The following is a 13,871-nucleotide window of genomic DNA, read 5'->3' as shown; positions in this document are numbered from 1 at the left end:
GGTCTCCCGCGACCTCCCCGTCCCGGGCCGTGAGCTGGGCGGCGTGCACTACGCCATGGAGTACCTCCCGCTCGCCAACAAGGTGCAGGAGGGCGCCGCCGAACTCCCGCGCGGTCAGCCCGCCCACCACCACGGTGCCCGCCGCGGCCAGCGCCGGCCACAGGCGCAGACCGGCCTCCGAGACGCCGAACAGCGACAACGAGACCCGGACCAGCAGCGGCGCCAGCACCGGCTGGTCCACGTAGCTCACCTGGAGGTGCCGGGCGCTGTCGAGGAAGTACAACTCGTCGGCGTGGAAGCCGTAGCGCGTGGAGAACGCCATCAGTACGGCGAAGGCCACGCCCGCGACGACGAACACCCGGCGGTCCAGCGGCCCGTGCGGCTGCCCCTCCAGTGAACCGTCCAGCGGCCCGGTCCGCCCGTCGGACTCCGAGGCCCCGTCCCCGCGCGCCCCTGAGCCCGTCGCGTCCGTCATGTCAGCCCCTGGTCCCCGGTCGCACCCGGCCCCGTTCCCGGTACTCGCACCCGGTGCTCGTACCCGGTGCTCGTATCCGTGCTCGTACCTGTACCCGGGCCTCGATCTGCGGCCTACCTCTCCCGCGCCACCACTGCGGATCCCGCGCCGTCCGTACCCTGCGCATTGGGCTGTGGGGCGTGAAATGCCTTGGCAATCAAGGCATTTGGCTGTGGTGATTCAGTCTCGGCCGTCCTCGGCGCTACGCTCCGCACTCATGAACCGAAGACGATCCAAGAAGCTGTCGAGGGCCCTGGCCGGCGCGGTGCTGGCCCGCGACACCGCACGGATCCACACCCTGCTGCGGGCCGGCGCCGATCCGCAGGCGGCCGACACGGACGGCACCACCCCGCTCTACACGGCCGCGGTCCAGGGAGACCCCGAAGCCGCCGTCATCCTCCTGCGCGCCGGTGCGGACCCGGACACGGAGAGCGGCGGCCTCGGGAGCGAGGGAACACCCCTGTGCGCTGCGGCCTGTTGGGGGCACGCGGACGTCGTGCGCGTACTCCTGGCGGCGGGAGCCGACCCCCGCCTCCGCGAGGACCACGGTACGGGCAGCACGCCTCTCGCATGGGCGAGGAGGGGGCCCTGGCCGGAGACGGTTGCGCTGCTGGAGGCCGCAGAAGCCGACTGTTGACCGAGTGCGGCGCTCCGCGACGAAAACGAGTGACGCGGCGCACCCACGCGTAGCTCACCCGTCGCCCAGCCGTCCGGCGGAGTGCCCGGCGCGGCTTTCCGGCGGAGTTCGGCGCCGAGTCCATCGGTGCGGTCCGACCGGCCCGGATCCTGTGCCGTGCCTCGCAAGGCGGAGGAGGGAGTCGGCGCCGGTCGCTTCGAGGCGGTTGCCGCCGTTGCCGGGTGCGTCGGGTGCGTCGATTGCGGCCTCGCGGATCGCCCGCCGTCCCGTACCTCCGACGAGCCGGCGATCGCGCCGGGGCGTCCACGGGAACAGACCATTCATTTGAGTCGCACGGGGGAATGCCACGTTTCATTCACCATAGGCGTCTGCCGGTGGTGACAGCGTGGATGCTGCCCGCTCTGCCGTGCCCATTCGGCCGTGGGCTGTGCGCATCCCGGGCAATGTGCCTGATGGCAGAGACAGTTGCTCGTACATTTCAGCCCGACCCGTTGACGCGCCCATCACCGCTGCATACCTTGCGTGTTGCGCCAACGAGTTGAATCCTTTCAAAAACATCGCATCCCACCGTCACCCGCCCGAACCGGTCCGTGCGTCCCGCGGCGGTACATCGTCGTGTCCGCGTGGCCGTCAGGGGAGTGCCCGCACCCTCGGAGTGCTCATGATCATGCACGGCAGAAGGCGTCTCCACCGCAAGCGCGGTCCGGCCGGTCCCGCCGGAGCGGCGGTCTCGCTGGGGCTCGCCCTCGTCCTCGCCCAGCTGATGGTGCCGTCCGCCACGGCGGCGACCCCGGCTCTCTTCGCCACGGGGCGCGCGGCCCTGCCGAAGTCCCCTGGGGCTATAAGTGATTGGCGGGAGTACGTCCGGACTCCGAAGAGTTCCGACGTGTGCCCGGTCTCCGTGGTCAGCACCTCGGGCGCGGTCGAGGGCGCCCGGAACCTGCTGTGCGGCAACGCCGGTGGCAACGGTGGTGGCAACGGCAACGGCAACGGTGGTGGCAACGGCAACGGCAACGGTGGTGGCAACGGCAACGGCAACGGCAACGGCAACGGATCGGGCAGGTCGGGCGGAACGACGACGCTGACCTACGTCGAAGGCGAGGCGCCGCCCGCCATCCTGCTCGACTACGGCCAAGAGGTGGGCGGTCAGCCCTACTTCACCGTCTCCGCCGCCTCCGGATCCCCGACGCTGAAGGCCTCGTACAGCGAGGGTTCGCAGTACATGGGTGAGGACGGCGACGGGTCACCGCCCTGGGCCGACGGCGACCCGTCGCGTACCGACTCCTACCGGGTCACGGGACCGGGCACGATCACCAACCCCTCCGCGCAGGGCGGTGAACGGTACCAGCGGATCACGCTCACCACGCCGGGCCGGCTCACGCTGAGCAGGGCCGGCATCACATTCATCGCCGACCGCACCCAGGCGGACGGGTACGGGGGCCATTTCCTCTCCAGCTCCGACGAGTTGAACAAGATCTGGTACGCGGGCGCCTACACCCTGCAGACCAACCTCGCCCCGGTCAACTCCCTGCCCGGGAGCTGGTCCATCCAGGACGGCGCGATGTCCGCCGGTGGTTCGAAGACCAACGACGGTGCGGGGACCCTGAACCGCGGCTCCTCCTGGAGCGACTACACGACGACCTTCCGTACCAAGGTCGTGCACGACCAGGCCGGATGGATGGTTCGCGCGCAGAACTCCCAGAACGGCTACCTGCTCATCCTCGACGACAGTACCGACACCGGCGGCGCCCCCGACACGCTGCAGAAGCTCAGCGTCCGTGACGGCGTCTACACCAGCCTCGGTTCCGTCCCCCTGCCGCACTCCGTGGACGAGGGCACCTGGCACGACGTGGCCACCACGGTGTCCGGGAACGGCATCGCGATCTCGCTGGACGGCGCCGAGATCGACCGCTTCGACACCTCGGCCCTGCCCTCCGGCGCCACCGCCTACTCCGGCGGCACCATAGCTTTCCGCGAGTTCGGCGACGAGAAGGCGGCGTTCAAGGACCTCAAGGTCGTCAGCGGTACGGGCAGGACGCTCTACAGCAACCCGCTGATCGCGCCGGCCAGCCTCGCCGACTTCACCCAGCCGGGCGCCAACGCGCAGGCGGCGGTCCTCGACGGAGCCCGCCGCGACCGTGCCATCTGGAGCGGCGACATCCTGGTGGAGGGCGCCACCGACTACTACTCCGTGAACGACCCGGAGTACATCAGGCAGTCCCTGGACCTGCTGGGCAGCCGGCAGCTCACCAGTGGATTCGTCCCCGGCGCCCTGCACCCGGCGAGCGTGCCGCACCTCGGACCGCTCACCCCGGGCGACACGACCACCTACTCGGCCACGTACTCGATGTACTTCGTGACCGGACTGGCGAGTTACTACCTGCACACCGGCGACCAGGCCTTCGTCGCGCGCGAATGGCCCATCGTCCAGCGCCAGCTCGCCTGGAACACGACCCGGCTCGACGCGAACGGGCTGTTCGCGACCAGGGCCGGAGTCGACGGCGCGGACTGGGACTTCTACGACCGGGACAAGGGAGGTGAAGTATCCGCGTACAACATCCTCTACTACAAGACCCTTCTTGACGGGGCGTCACTCGCCACCGCCGCAGGGGATACCGCGCAGGCCGCCGTCTACACGGCGGACGCCGAGGCGCTGAAGGCCCACATCAACGAGCGTCTCTACGACGCGGAGAGCGGCCTCTACCGGATCAGCGACACCCAGGAAGGCACGGCGCAGGACGCCAACGCCCTGGCCGTCCTGTACGGAGTCGCGCCCGCCGCGAAGCGGGCAGACATCCTCGCCAAGCTCAAGTCGGCGCTGTGGAGCACCCCTTACGGCCCGCTCCCCTTCTCCTCCGAGATCGGCAACCGGGACCTGGTCAGCCCCTTCGTCAGCGGCTTCGAACTCCAGGCGCGCCTTGCGGCCGGCGACACCGCGAACGCGGAAGAGCTGCTGCACGACGTGTGGGGTCACATGATCGCCCCCGGCCCCGACCAGACCGGGACCATGTGGGAGAACATCTCCGGCAGCGACGGCACCCCCGGCCTGGGGGCGGGGGCGAGCCTGTCCCACGGGTGGTCCACGGCCCCGACGTCCGCGCTCTCCGCCTACGTCCTGGGCGCCCGCCCGGACACCGCCGGATACGCCACCTGGACGGTCCGGCCCACCCCGGGCGACCTCACCTGGGCGCGGGGAACCGTTCCCACGCCGCACGGTGACATCGATGTCAGCTGGACCGCGAAGAAGGGCGGCGACCAGTTCGGCCTGACCGTCGACGTCCCCAAGGGCACCAGCGGCACCATCGCCGTCCCGGTCTCCGGCCGGGACCGTACCGTCACCGTCAACGGCAAGGTGGTGTGGCGCCACGGCACCTTCACCGCGGCGGCCGGGGTCACCGGCGGTGGCTTCACCTCGGGTTACGTCCACCTGAAGGTGAAGCAGCACGGCAGCTACGAGGTCACCGCGCGGTAGTGCGAATCGCGGCACCCGGGCCGGTGACGGTCCGGGTGCCGCTGACCGCGCCCTCCGTGGGCCGTGGTGATCGTGGTCCGGGGCGATTCGGCGCATCGGGCGCCTGAGGTGCTGCCCCAGGCGGGCACGTCGCTCGCATGCCGATGACCCGGGGTGCGATCGAAGCCTTCCGGGCCGCCACCGCACTGGCCTGCTTCCTCCGCGCCGCGTGGAATCCGCAGGGCCGGCCTGGCCCGGGCAGTCCCCACCAGGCCCCTATTCGGGCCTCCACCCCCACGCGGTGAGCATCCCGGCCGACAGCGCGGCGCACTCGTCGGAGACCAGGTAGCGGATCGCCGCGTCGACGGCCGCGTCGTCCACCAGCCCGGTGGCGAGCATCGCCGGCCTGCTCCGCTCCCAAGTGTCGGCCCAGAAGCGGCTGATGGGGCTCCCCGGCTGGAGCGGCGGTACGTGGATCTCGGCGGCGACAGGCTCAAGTCCCGCCCCGCGCAGCAGGTGCGGGTACGACGGTACCCAGGAGACATCGGTGCCGATCGAGTCCCGGAGCCCTTGCCACATCGCCCGCATCGCCGTGGTGTACGGGGTGCAGGGCGTACGGCCGCCGGTCAGGTCCACCGCGTCGCTGAGCACCAACACACCGCCCGGGGCTACGAGTTCGGTCAGCGAGGCGATCAGGCGCTCGTGCTCGGCCAGGTGCATCAGGACGAAGCGCGCGTGGACGAGGTCGTACGTGCCGGAGACGAACCCCGGGGCGGTGATGTCGGCCTCCAGGAGGTCGAGGCCGGGGACCGGCCGCTCGCCGAGGAACCGTACGTCGCGGTCGACGGCGAGCACGCTCTCCACCCCGGCCTCGCCCAGCAGCCGGCGGGAGACCGTGCCCGTGCCCGCCCCCACGTCGAGGCAGCGCCACCCCGGGCCGACGCCGAGCGCCCGCAGCCGCGCCAGGGTGATGTCGTCGTAGGCGAGGGCCCCGAAGTCGATGCGCTCGCCCTCGCCCGGCTGCTCGGGGCGGAAGTACGCCTCGCCGTAACGGCCGCCCTCCGAGGCGGCGCTCACGCCGTCACCCCTGCGGGGCCGGGCGCGCCGTGACCGACAGGTTCCGGGGACGGGCGGGGAGCAGAGGAAGGGGACGGCGGGTCGACGGCGAGGTGGGGCATGACCGGGCCTTTCCACGTGGTGGAGGGTGCGGGCGGGCCGTCCGCAGGACCAGGACGCCGCCCCACCGAATCCTCCACAGGCGGCCGCCCGCCCGGCCGAGGCGCGCCGGACCCGAGAGCCTGTCGGGTGACCGGACCGGGCGCCCGCCCTGCCGTTCCGGGCTCCTGCCGTTCCGGGCTCCTGCCGTTCCGGGCTCCTGCCGTTCCGGGCTCCTGCCGGTCCGGACCCTGCCGTTCCGGACCGGCCGGTTCCGGCTCCCTACCGGCCCACCTCGGCCAGCACCGCGTCGGTGAACGGCGGCCACACCTCGGCGGCCCACGGGCCGAAGGCGCGGTCGGTCAGGGCGACGCACGCGACGCCCGCGGCCGGGTCGATCCAGAGGAACGTGCCGGACTGGCCGAAGTGGCCGAAGGTCGCCGGGGACGAGGTGGCGCCGGTCCAGTGCGGGGACTTGGAGTCGCGGATCTCGAAGCCGAGGCCCCAGTCGTTGGGGTTCTGGTGGCCGTACCCGGGGAGTACGCCCTTCAGCCCCGGGTGCACGACGGTCTGCGCCTCCAGCACCGTGCGCGGGTCCAGCAGCCGGGGCGCCTGCACCTCGGCGACGAAGCGGACCAGGTCGTCCACGGTCGAGACGCCGTCCTTGGCGGGCGAGCCGTCGAGGGTGGTCGAGGCCATCCCCAGCGGTTCGAGGACGGCCTCGCGGGCGTAGTCGGCGAAGGGGATGCCGGACGCCTTCGCGATGTGCTCGCCGAGGACCTCGAAGCCCGCGTTGGAGTAGAGCCGCCGGGTACCGGCCGGGGCCGTCACCCGGTGCTCGTCGAAGGCGAGGCCGCTGGTGTGGGCGAGCAGGTGGCGGACCGTCGAGCCCTCCGGGCCGGCCGGCTCGTCCAGCTCCACGGCGCCTTCCTCGTACGCCACGAGCGCCGCGTACGCCGCCAGCGGCTTCGTCACGGAGGCGAGGGGGAAGCGGTGCGCGGTGTCGCCGCGCGTACCGAGGACGGTGCCGTCCGCGCGTACGACGGCGGCTGCCGCGGTGGGGACGGGCCAGTTCTCGATCAACGCCAGGCTCTGCATGGTTACGAGGGTAGAGGCAGCGGACCCGTCTCCCGGAGCGGGGTCGGCAGCGCCACGGCGGCCTGGGCGGCCAGGTCGACGGCGACGAGGCGTGCCTCCAGGGGCGGGGGTACGGCACCGGGCGGGGGCGTCAGCACGAACCGCCCCAGGCAGCGGTCGAGCACCGTGACCCGGAGCTCGATCTCACCGTCCGGCCAGCCCTGCCGGTCCACGTCCCAGATCCAGCCCGGCACCCGCACGCTCCCGTCCGGGGCGAGGACCGCCGGCTGCCCGACGGGCTCCGTGTGCGTGAAGTCGTGCGCGAAGTCGTGCGTGAGACCGTGCGCGAGGCCGTGGGCGACATCGCGCTCGCCTGCGGGCTCGGCACCGTACTCGAAGCGGCACCCGCTCAGCTCCAGGACGTCCACCAGCTCCTGCCGGACGCGGTCCATCACGTCCTCGGCGGAGGCACCGGTCCTGACCAGCCCCGTCGTACGGTGCAGCCGGTCCAGGTGGGAGGCCTCCGTGAAGGCGAACCGCCGCAGGACCAGGGTCCGGGCGGCCAGTTGCGACACGACCAGCCCGACGACCAGGAGCAGCACGGCCGTCTCGATGTCGGCCCCGTCGTTGATGTCGAAGCTCTCGAACGGCTCGGCGTGGAAGAAGTCGAACCACGCGGCGGACGACAGCGCGGCGACGGCACCCGCGAGGCGGTTCCCGAGCGCCGCCACGGCCCCGACCACGACGACGAGGAGCAGCGCCGCGTTCGTGTTCGTGATACCGGTACGGATGGGGATCAGGACCAGCGCCAGGAGCAGCGGGGCCAGTACCCCGGACAGCACGGCGACCACGTCCCGCAGGCCGGACCTCATGACATGCCTCGCAGAACTCGAAGGAACCTGTGGACCCAGCTTCGGCCCCGCACGGCGGGGGCGGCGTCCGCCCGCGGGGAACTTGACGGATCACTGATACAGCGCTGACGCGGCATTGATACGGCGGCGCAGCGGGGGTCCGCCGGATGTCACCCGCGGGTTCCACTTGCTTCGAGTGCACTCCAACGTTCTAACGTGGAGGCCATGACGGTGACGCAGAGCACGCCGGTACGGCCCGTACCCCAGCAGGTCTCCCCGCCGGGCCGGACGGTCCGGTACACGATCAGCGAGGTGGCGGCCCGCACCGGGCTCACCGCGCACACCCTGCGCTGGTACGAGCGGATCGGCCTGATGCCGCACGTCGACCGGTCGCAGACCGGCCAGCGGCGGTTCACCGACAAGGACCTCGACTGGCTGGCCTTCGTCGGCAAGCTCCGGCTGACCGGGATGGCGGTGGCCGACATGGTCCGGTACGCGGAACTGCTGCGCGAGGGCGAGCACACCTTCGACCAGAGGCAGGGGCTGCTGGAGGCGACCCGCCGCGACGTACGGGCGCGGATCGCGGAGCTCCACGACACCCTCACCGTCCTCGATTACAAGATCGACTTCTATGCGAGCGCCCGACAGGCGCCGGAAAGGCCGTGTGGCTGATGACGGAGAACACTCTTCCCACCGTGCAGCTCGGGGTGGACGGACCGCAGATCGGCGTGCAGGGACTCGGCTGCATGGGCATGAGCGAGTTCTACGGCGAGACCGACGAGATGGCCGCCCACGACACCCTGCACACCGCTCTGGACGCGGGCGTCACCCTCTTCGACACCGCCGACATCTACGGACGCGGCGCCAACGAGGAGTTCCTCGCCTCGTTCGTCGGGACCAACCGGGACCGGATCACGCTGGCCACCAAGTTCGCCATCGAGCGGACCGACGACCCGGCCTACCGGGGCGTACGCAACGACGCCGCCTACATCAGGCAGGCGGTGGAGGCGAGCCTGCGCCGCCTCGGCACCGACGTGATCGACCTCTACTACATGCACCGCCGCGACCCGCGGGTCCCGTTCGCCGAGTCGGTCGGCGCGATGGCGGAACTGATCAAGGAGGGCAAGGTCAAGCAGCTCGGGCTGAGCGAGGTGACCGGGCCTGAGCTGCGCGAGGCGCACGCGGTGCACCCGATCGCCGCGCTCCAGTCGGAGTGGTCGCTCTTCAGCCGGGACGTGGAGCACAGCGCCGTACCGGCGGCGGCCGAACTGGGCGTCACGCTGGTGCCGTACTCGCCGCTCGGCCGCGGCTTCCTGACCGGCGCGTTCGCGGACGCCGGGAAGGACCTCGGCAAGGACGACTTCCGGCAGTACCAGCCCCGCTTCACCGGCGACAACGCGAAGAACAACGCGGCCCTGCTGGAGCCGGTCCGCCGGATCGCCGAGGCGCACGGGGCGACCCCCGCGCAGGTGGCGCTCGCCTGGGTGCACCAGCGCGCCCAGGTGCACGGCCTCACCGTCGTGCCGATCCCCGGCACCCGCAAGCCCACCCGGCTGCTGGAGAACGTCGGCGCGGCCCGGATCGTCCTCACCCCCGAGGAGCTGGCCGAGCTGGAGCCGATCGCCGGCAAGGTGGCGGGCGACCGCTACCCGGACATGAGCAACACGGCGACGGCCCGGGAGAAGTAGTCCCCGCACGTCACGGGCGCTCGTACGCACGCGGTACGGGCGCCCGTACCGCGTGCGTACGAGCGGCATACGGGCGCCCGCCCCGCCCGCCTCACGCAAGCCCCAGCGCGAACACCGCGAACCCCGCCGCGAGCACCCCCACCAGGGCGTTGCGCACCCGGGTGGTGCGCGTGCCCCGGCGCCACGGGGCCTCGAAGCGGCGGGTGAGGCGGGCGATCAGCACCAGCAGGGCCGCGCACACCGGCAGCCAGAGCACCCGCGCCACGATCCAGCCGACGGTGTCGGGAGCGGTGGTCAGGCCTGGTACGGCCCCGCCTCCCATGAGGGACGCCGGGACGGCGGCGGCCAGCAGCGCGGTCTGGTGCCAGCAGAGGATCGTCATCGCCGACAGGTTGACGACGACGACCGGCGCCCAGAGCGCGGGGCGGCGCAGCAGCCGGCCGATCCGGTCGCGCAGCAGGATCGCCGCGCCGCTCTGCGCGGCGGCCAGCGCCAGGACCAGCAGCGACGGCGGATGCGAGTTGGTGCGCGCCACACCCGGTACGCCGACCATCGACGCGGGGTAGTGCCAGACCAGCAGCAGCGCGGCGAACAGCACCGTGCCGCCCACCAGCAGGAACCGCGCACCGCGCCGCCCGATCCGGCCCACGCCCCAGCTCGCGCCGAGCTGGTACGCGAAGAGCCAGCCCGGCAGGATGTTCAGCAGGCTCAGCCAGGACGGCACGGCGTCCGCGTACGGCCCGTACCGCAGGAAGTCCACCACGGCGACCGCCCCCAGCAGCGGCGCGGCGGCCCACCCGCCGAGCCGTTCCGCGAACCGCACGCAGACCGGCGTCAGCGCGGTGACCACCAGGTAGACCCCGACGAACCAGAGCGGCTGGACCACCAGCGTCGCCCCGGTCCGCAGGGTGGTCCACGGCACTCCGAGCAGATGCGCCACCGGCGCGAGCACCGCCCACACGGCGGTCACCCCGAGCACGGGACGGCCCAGCCGGGCCAGCCGCCCGCCCAGCCAGGCGCGGACGGTGGACCCGCGGCGACGGTAGGAGAGGGCGGAGACGTACCCGCCGACCAGGAAGAACACCCCGAGCATCTGGAGCACCCAGCTCGCCGGGGCGAGCGCCCCGAACGTGGAGAGCGGGCTCGCGTTGTGCAGGGCGCCGTCTCCGTCCCGGGTGAACCCGCCGAGCAGCCAGTGCCCGGTCGGCACGGCGAGCAGCGCGAGAGCGCGCATCCCGTCGATCGCGCGGTCGCGGTGGGCGGGGGTACGGGACTCGATCCGGGCGGCGAGCGTGGCGGGACTCATCGGAGCACCCCCTCCGCGGTGGCGGAGCCGGCCCCGGCGAAGTCGCCCGCGGCGATCGCGGCGAAGGCGGTGAGCGAGTCGGTCCCGGGGGCGAAGTAGCCGGTGTGGCCCACGGCCCGCCGGGCCGGCACCCGGCGGGCGCCGAACCCCGGGTCGGTCGGGTCGGTGCCGTGGCCGACCCCCGCGAACTCGACGTTCGGCACGTCGTCGATCCAGTCGGTGGGGTCCTTCGCCGCCCACACCCGGGCGGAGGTGCCGAGTGCGGCGACACTTTCGGCGCGCATCCCGGGGGAGCCGAGCACCACCAGGTCGCCGACGTGCAGCCGGTGCGCGGCCAGCCCGCAGACCACCGAGCCGTAGCTGTGGCAGAACACGGCGGGCGCCGGAAGGCCGTCCGCCGCCAGCCCGTCCGTGAACCGGGCCAGCCGGTCCGCCCCGGCCTCCGCCAGCTCCCCGGTCGCCGCGTCCCACCCGACCCCGACCGGGGTGGTGTACCCGGCCCAGGCGATCACGGCGGTGTCCGGCCCCGTCGCGTCCCGGAGCGACCGGGCCATCCCGGCCGGAGCGCCGTACGGATCGCTGTCCCGGTCGTACGTCCCCGCGTCGATGTCCGACCCGGGCACCACGACCGCCACGTGCCGGGCCGCCCGCAGATCGCCGAACACCTCGGCCACCAGACCGCGGCCGCGCGGGTCGAACGCGAGGATCCGGCGCCCCTGTCCGGCGAGCAGCCGGTACCGGGGATCGGTACTCGCCTTGAGGGAGAGGGAGTTGGCCCGGTAGCGCAGCTCCAGCGGTACGCCGTCGAGGTTGCCGACGACGGACGGGTGCCGCACCACCAGCGCCTGGCGCTGCGCGGGACTCAACGCGGCGAAGAATGCGGCAACTTGGACGGGGGTGGCGCTCGCGGGGTCCGGCAGCGCGTGCCCCCGCACCTCGTCGGCGCGCCAGGACGCGCTTCCCGGCGGCGGCCCGCTCACGGCCCGCTGCCCACTCCCCGACGCCCAGCCGGCGGTCCCCGCCGCCACGGTGGCCGCCAGCGCGACCGCCACCAGGGTCCTCGCGTACCGACGCATCAGCCCCTCCTTCCGCTCCGTCGCCCCGGACGGTGCGACGGAGCAGAAGGTAGGAAGGGGACACCACGGCGGGCGTCACACCGGAGAGCCAAATGCGAGGTGCTACCGGGGTAGGGGGTGTACGGGGGCAGGGGCGTTCGGGATCAGAGCGGTACGGGTGTCAGGACCGTTCCGCGCGCGTGGCGAGGGGCTGTTGGGCCCGGGGCTGTTCGGTGCGGGCGGCGACCGGCCGTTCCGCGCGGGCGGCGATGGTCCGGGCGCACTCCAGCGACTCCGTACGCGTGGTGTCCACCTCCAGGTCGTAGACCACCCCCTCGTGCACCGACTCCGCCTGTGCCGCCGCCATCCCGCGGGTACGGTCACCGCGCGCGATCTCCCGCCCCGAGGCGACCTCGCTCGCACACCGGACCCCGACCCAGAGCACGTCCAGCCCCACCAGGGCCTTCTGCCAGTGCGCCTGGGACTCCGCGCCCCCGAGGAAGACGTCGTCCACGATCATTCGGGCGCCCGCGCGCGCCGTCGCGGCGACCCCCTCCATCCAGGCCGCCTCCAGCCGCCGGAACTCCGCACCCACGTTCACTCCGCCGTCCGCGGTGAACTCGATCCCGCCGTCGGACGTCTGGAGCGACGCGGGCATCGAGTCCACCAGGGTGTCGATGGCGGCGGCGAGCCACGGCTCCGCCAGCACCGCCTGGAGACACCGCACGATCCCGGACTTGCCGGAGCTGGAGCCGCCGTTCAACACGATCACCTGAGTCGTCATCAGGCCACCGTAGAGGGGATCGGCGCGGCGTCCACGGTATTTTCCGGCGGCTCCGACGGCCGGACCCGAGGCCCCCGCCGGGGGCAGGGGTGCGCACGGAGAGAGCCCTGCGGAGGGTGGTCCAGGAGGGGCCGGAGGGGCGTGTTTCCCTGCCGTCGCCGGGCTTCGGGGTGCACCGGAGGGGGCATCGTCCGGAGGTGAGCTTCCACGGATGGTTCGTCCTGGTCATGTCCGCCATGCTGATATGGATACCGGCGGCCCTGTACCTGGCCGTGAAGTGCCTGGACGGCCGGACCAAGGGGGCCGTCGCCCTCCGGACCGGCGCCGCCGTCGTCGTCCTGGGCGCCCTGGCGCTGGGGCTGTGGGGCCTGGCCTCCCTGGTACCGCCGAGCCGCTGCGACCACAGCACGGCCCAGGAATGCGAACTCCATACGCCCTGAGCCCGGCGTCACCCGTCCACGGCTCTCCGGGCCGACGCCGCTCCGCCCCATGACTCGCCCCGTCCGACGCCGCTCGGGCCCGTGGACGGTGCGCGGCGGCCCGCCTGTCGCCTCAGGGCTCCGGCGCTGCCGACACCCGGGCCATCCGGTCGGGCGGCAGCGCGGAGGGGTCGGCGGGGCTGCGGCAGGAGTACGCACCGTCGTCGACCCGGATGCCGTCACGGGTCCTCCGGTGCACCGGACAGGAGCGCAGGTGTCCCAGCCGGAAGAGGGCGTCGTCGAGGAGGCCGGTGGGGTGGGTGAGCGCGTCGCTCCCGTACCCGGGTAGGTGGGTGGGACGCGGGTCATCGGTGCTCGTCACGGGGACCAGCGCGGGGCCTGGTCGTCCGGGACGTGCGGGCTCGCGAAGTGAAAAGGTACGGAGAGGTGTGCGGCCAAGGCTCCGCCGAACCGTTCCGCGGCGGCTGCCGAGGGCTGGGCGTGTCCCTCTCCGAGGAGCCGTACCGCCGCTGCACGGTGGATGGTGGCCAGCCCGTGGTCACCGGAGGGGTCGGTGGTGATGGCCCGGAGTTCCACGAACCAGTCGTGGACGGTGTCGCCGTCCCACAGGGCCTCGATCGCCACGATACGTCCGTCGTATCCGGTGGCCAGGGCGGTCAGGGAGTCCAGATCGAGCGGGCTGTCGGGAGTGCGGGCGACCCGGTCGCCGTAGTGCTGGAAACGCGCGGTTACCACGACCTGGGCCTCGTTGAGCCCGAGTCCCTGGGCGCGACCGGACTGCCGGACGGCGCGGACCGCCCGCATCGAGGAGTCCCGCAGAACGTATCCGTCGACCTCTTCGCGGACCCCCGCCGGAAGCAGCTCCCACCACTCGGCTGCCGACTTCCCGGCCATGTCCGCCTCCCCGCCGTGT

14 protein-coding genes are annotated in these 13,871 nt (G+C 72.8%); 5 read left to right on the top strand and 9 right to left on the bottom strand.

Annotated features, from left to right (window positions below; all coding sequences use genetic code 11):
* Positions 1–475: ArnT family glycosyltransferase (locus tag ACWCSV_RS32845; protein WP_451148600.1), on the bottom strand; the 475-nt coding region annotated here is incomplete at its 3' end.
* A gap of 256 nt (positions 476–731) precedes the next feature.
* On the opposite strand from ACWCSV_RS32845, the gene ACWCSV_RS32840 reads away from it, so the two are divergent.
* Together ACWCSV_RS32840 and ACWCSV_RS32835 are read left to right on the top strand one after the other, a co-directional pair.
* Positions 732–1,151: an ankyrin repeat domain-containing protein gene (locus ACWCSV_RS32840; RefSeq protein WP_451148598.1), complete on the top strand. Its 420-nt coding sequence runs from the start codon at positions 732–734 to the stop codon at positions 1,149–1,151.
* Between the two features lie 661 nt (positions 1,152–1,812).
* Positions 1,813–4,623, top strand: a complete 2,811-nt coding sequence (locus ACWCSV_RS32835) for an alpha-L-rhamnosidase-related protein (protein WP_451148596.1) — start codon at positions 1,813–1,815, stop codon at positions 4,621–4,623.
* A gap of 255 nt (positions 4,624–4,878) precedes the next feature.
* Here ACWCSV_RS32835 and ACWCSV_RS32830 read toward each other — a convergent pair whose 3' ends face one another.
* The 3 genes from ACWCSV_RS32830 to ACWCSV_RS32820 all read right to left on the bottom strand — a co-directional run bounded on the left by ACWCSV_RS32830 (position 4,879) and on the right by ACWCSV_RS32820 (position 7,706).
* Positions 4,879–5,679 (bottom strand): class I SAM-dependent methyltransferase, encoded by an 801-nt coding sequence (locus ACWCSV_RS32830; RefSeq protein ID WP_451148594.1) that lies wholly within the window; start codon positions 5,677–5,679, stop codon positions 4,879–4,881.
* A 360-nt stretch (positions 5,680–6,039) separates the two neighbouring features.
* Complete coding sequence (locus tag ACWCSV_RS32825) at positions 6,040–6,855, bottom strand: serine hydrolase domain-containing protein (protein ID WP_451148592.1); 816 nt, start codon at positions 6,853–6,855, stop codon at positions 6,040–6,042.
* A gap of 2 nt (positions 6,856–6,857) precedes the next feature.
* Entirely contained in the window at positions 6,858–7,706 is an 849-nt protein-coding gene (locus ACWCSV_RS32820; RefSeq protein ID WP_451148590.1) for a DUF4118 domain-containing protein, read from the bottom strand.
* 204 nt (positions 7,707–7,910) lie between these two features.
* Here ACWCSV_RS32820 and ACWCSV_RS32815 point away from each other — a divergent pair, with 204 nt between their 5' ends.
* Both ACWCSV_RS32815 and ACWCSV_RS32810 read left to right on the top strand, forming a co-directional pair.
* A complete protein-coding gene (locus tag ACWCSV_RS32815; protein WP_451148588.1) occupies positions 7,911–8,357 on the top strand; it encodes a MerR family transcriptional regulator in 447 nt (148 codons plus the stop codon).
* The gene (locus ACWCSV_RS32810; RefSeq protein WP_451148586.1) at positions 8,357–9,373 is read left to right on the top strand and encodes an aldo/keto reductase; all 1,017 of its coding nucleotides are present in this window, start codon (positions 8,357–8,359) and stop codon (positions 9,371–9,373) included. The genes ACWCSV_RS32815 and ACWCSV_RS32810 overlap by 1 nt, the downstream gene beginning before the upstream one ends.
* 91 nt (positions 9,374–9,464) lie before the next feature.
* Here ACWCSV_RS32810 and ACWCSV_RS32805 read toward each other — a convergent pair whose 3' ends face one another.
* The 3 genes from ACWCSV_RS32805 to cpt form a co-directional block, all read right to left on the bottom strand.
* The gene (locus ACWCSV_RS32805; RefSeq protein WP_451148584.1) at positions 9,465–10,679 is read right to left on the bottom strand and encodes an acyltransferase family protein; all 1,215 of its coding nucleotides are present in this window, start codon (positions 10,677–10,679) and stop codon (positions 9,465–9,467) included.
* Entirely contained in the window at positions 10,676–11,755 is a 1,080-nt protein-coding gene (locus ACWCSV_RS32800) for an alpha/beta hydrolase (protein ID WP_451148582.1), read from the bottom strand. Before ACWCSV_RS32800 ends, ACWCSV_RS32805 begins: the two co-directional genes overlap by 4 nt.
* A gap of 160 nt (positions 11,756–11,915) precedes the next feature.
* Positions 11,916–12,518 carry a chloramphenicol phosphotransferase CPT gene (gene cpt, locus ACWCSV_RS32795; RefSeq protein ID WP_451148580.1) on the bottom strand — a complete coding sequence of 201 codons (603 nt, stop codon included), beginning with the start codon at positions 12,516–12,518 and terminating at the stop codon, positions 11,916–11,918.
* A 197-nt stretch (positions 12,519–12,715) separates the two neighbouring features.
* On the opposite strand from cpt, the gene ACWCSV_RS32790 reads away from it, so the two are divergent.
* Positions 12,716–12,958, top strand: a complete 243-nt coding sequence (locus ACWCSV_RS32790; RefSeq protein ID WP_451148578.1) for a hypothetical protein — start codon at positions 12,716–12,718, stop codon at positions 12,956–12,958.
* Positions 12,959–13,070: 112 nt separating this feature from the next.
* Here ACWCSV_RS32790 and ACWCSV_RS32785 read toward each other — a convergent pair whose 3' ends face one another.
* On the bottom strand, positions 13,071–13,319 hold the full coding sequence (locus ACWCSV_RS32785; RefSeq protein ID WP_451148576.1) for a hypothetical protein: 249 nt from the start codon (positions 13,317–13,319) through the stop codon (positions 13,071–13,073).
* Positions 13,316–13,852, bottom strand: a complete 537-nt coding sequence (locus ACWCSV_RS32780) for a hypothetical protein (RefSeq protein ID WP_451148574.1) — start codon at positions 13,850–13,852, stop codon at positions 13,316–13,318. The genes ACWCSV_RS32785 and ACWCSV_RS32780 overlap by 4 nt, the downstream gene beginning before the upstream one ends.
* Between the last annotated feature and the right edge of the window lie 19 nt (positions 13,853–13,871).

Source organism: Streptomyces sp. NPDC001770 (assembly GCF_053596135.1).
This window is presented reverse-complemented; position numbering and strand designations above follow the sequence as displayed.

Bases quoted from the DNA above. Each gene is read 5' to 3' on its own strand.
- ACWCSV_RS32840 (WP_451148598.1), top strand. From the start codon at position 732: ATGAACCGAAGACGATCCAAGAAGCTGTCGAGGGCCCTGGCCGGCGCG.
- ACWCSV_RS32815 (WP_451148588.1), top strand. From the start codon at position 7,911: ATGACGGTGACGCAGAGCACGCCGGTACGGCCCGTACCCCAGCAGGTC.
- ACWCSV_RS32820 (WP_451148590.1), bottom strand. From the start codon at position 7,706: ATGAGGTCCGGCCTGCGGGACGTGGTCGCCGTGCTGTCCGGGGTACTG.
- ACWCSV_RS32780 (WP_451148574.1), bottom strand. From the start codon at position 13,852: ATGGCCGGGAAGTCGGCAGCCGAGTGGTGGGAGCTGCTTCCGGCGGGG.
- ACWCSV_RS32835 (WP_451148596.1), top strand. From the start codon at position 1,813: ATGATCATGCACGGCAGAAGGCGTCTCCACCGCAAGCGCGGTCCGGCC.
- ACWCSV_RS32805 (WP_451148584.1), bottom strand. From the start codon at position 10,679: ATGAGTCCCGCCACGCTCGCCGCCCGGATCGAGTCCCGTACCCCCGCC.
- ACWCSV_RS32800 (WP_451148582.1), bottom strand. From the start codon at position 11,755: ATGCGTCGGTACGCGAGGACCCTGGTGGCGGTCGCGCTGGCGGCCACC.
- ACWCSV_RS32810 (WP_451148586.1), top strand. From the start codon at position 8,357: ATGACGGAGAACACTCTTCCCACCGTGCAGCTCGGGGTGGACGGACCG.
- cpt (WP_451148580.1), bottom strand. From the start codon at position 12,518: ATGACGACTCAGGTGATCGTGTTGAACGGCGGCTCCAGCTCCGGCAAG.
- ACWCSV_RS32825 (WP_451148592.1), bottom strand. From the start codon at position 6,855: ATGCAGAGCCTGGCGTTGATCGAGAACTGGCCCGTCCCCACCGCGGCA.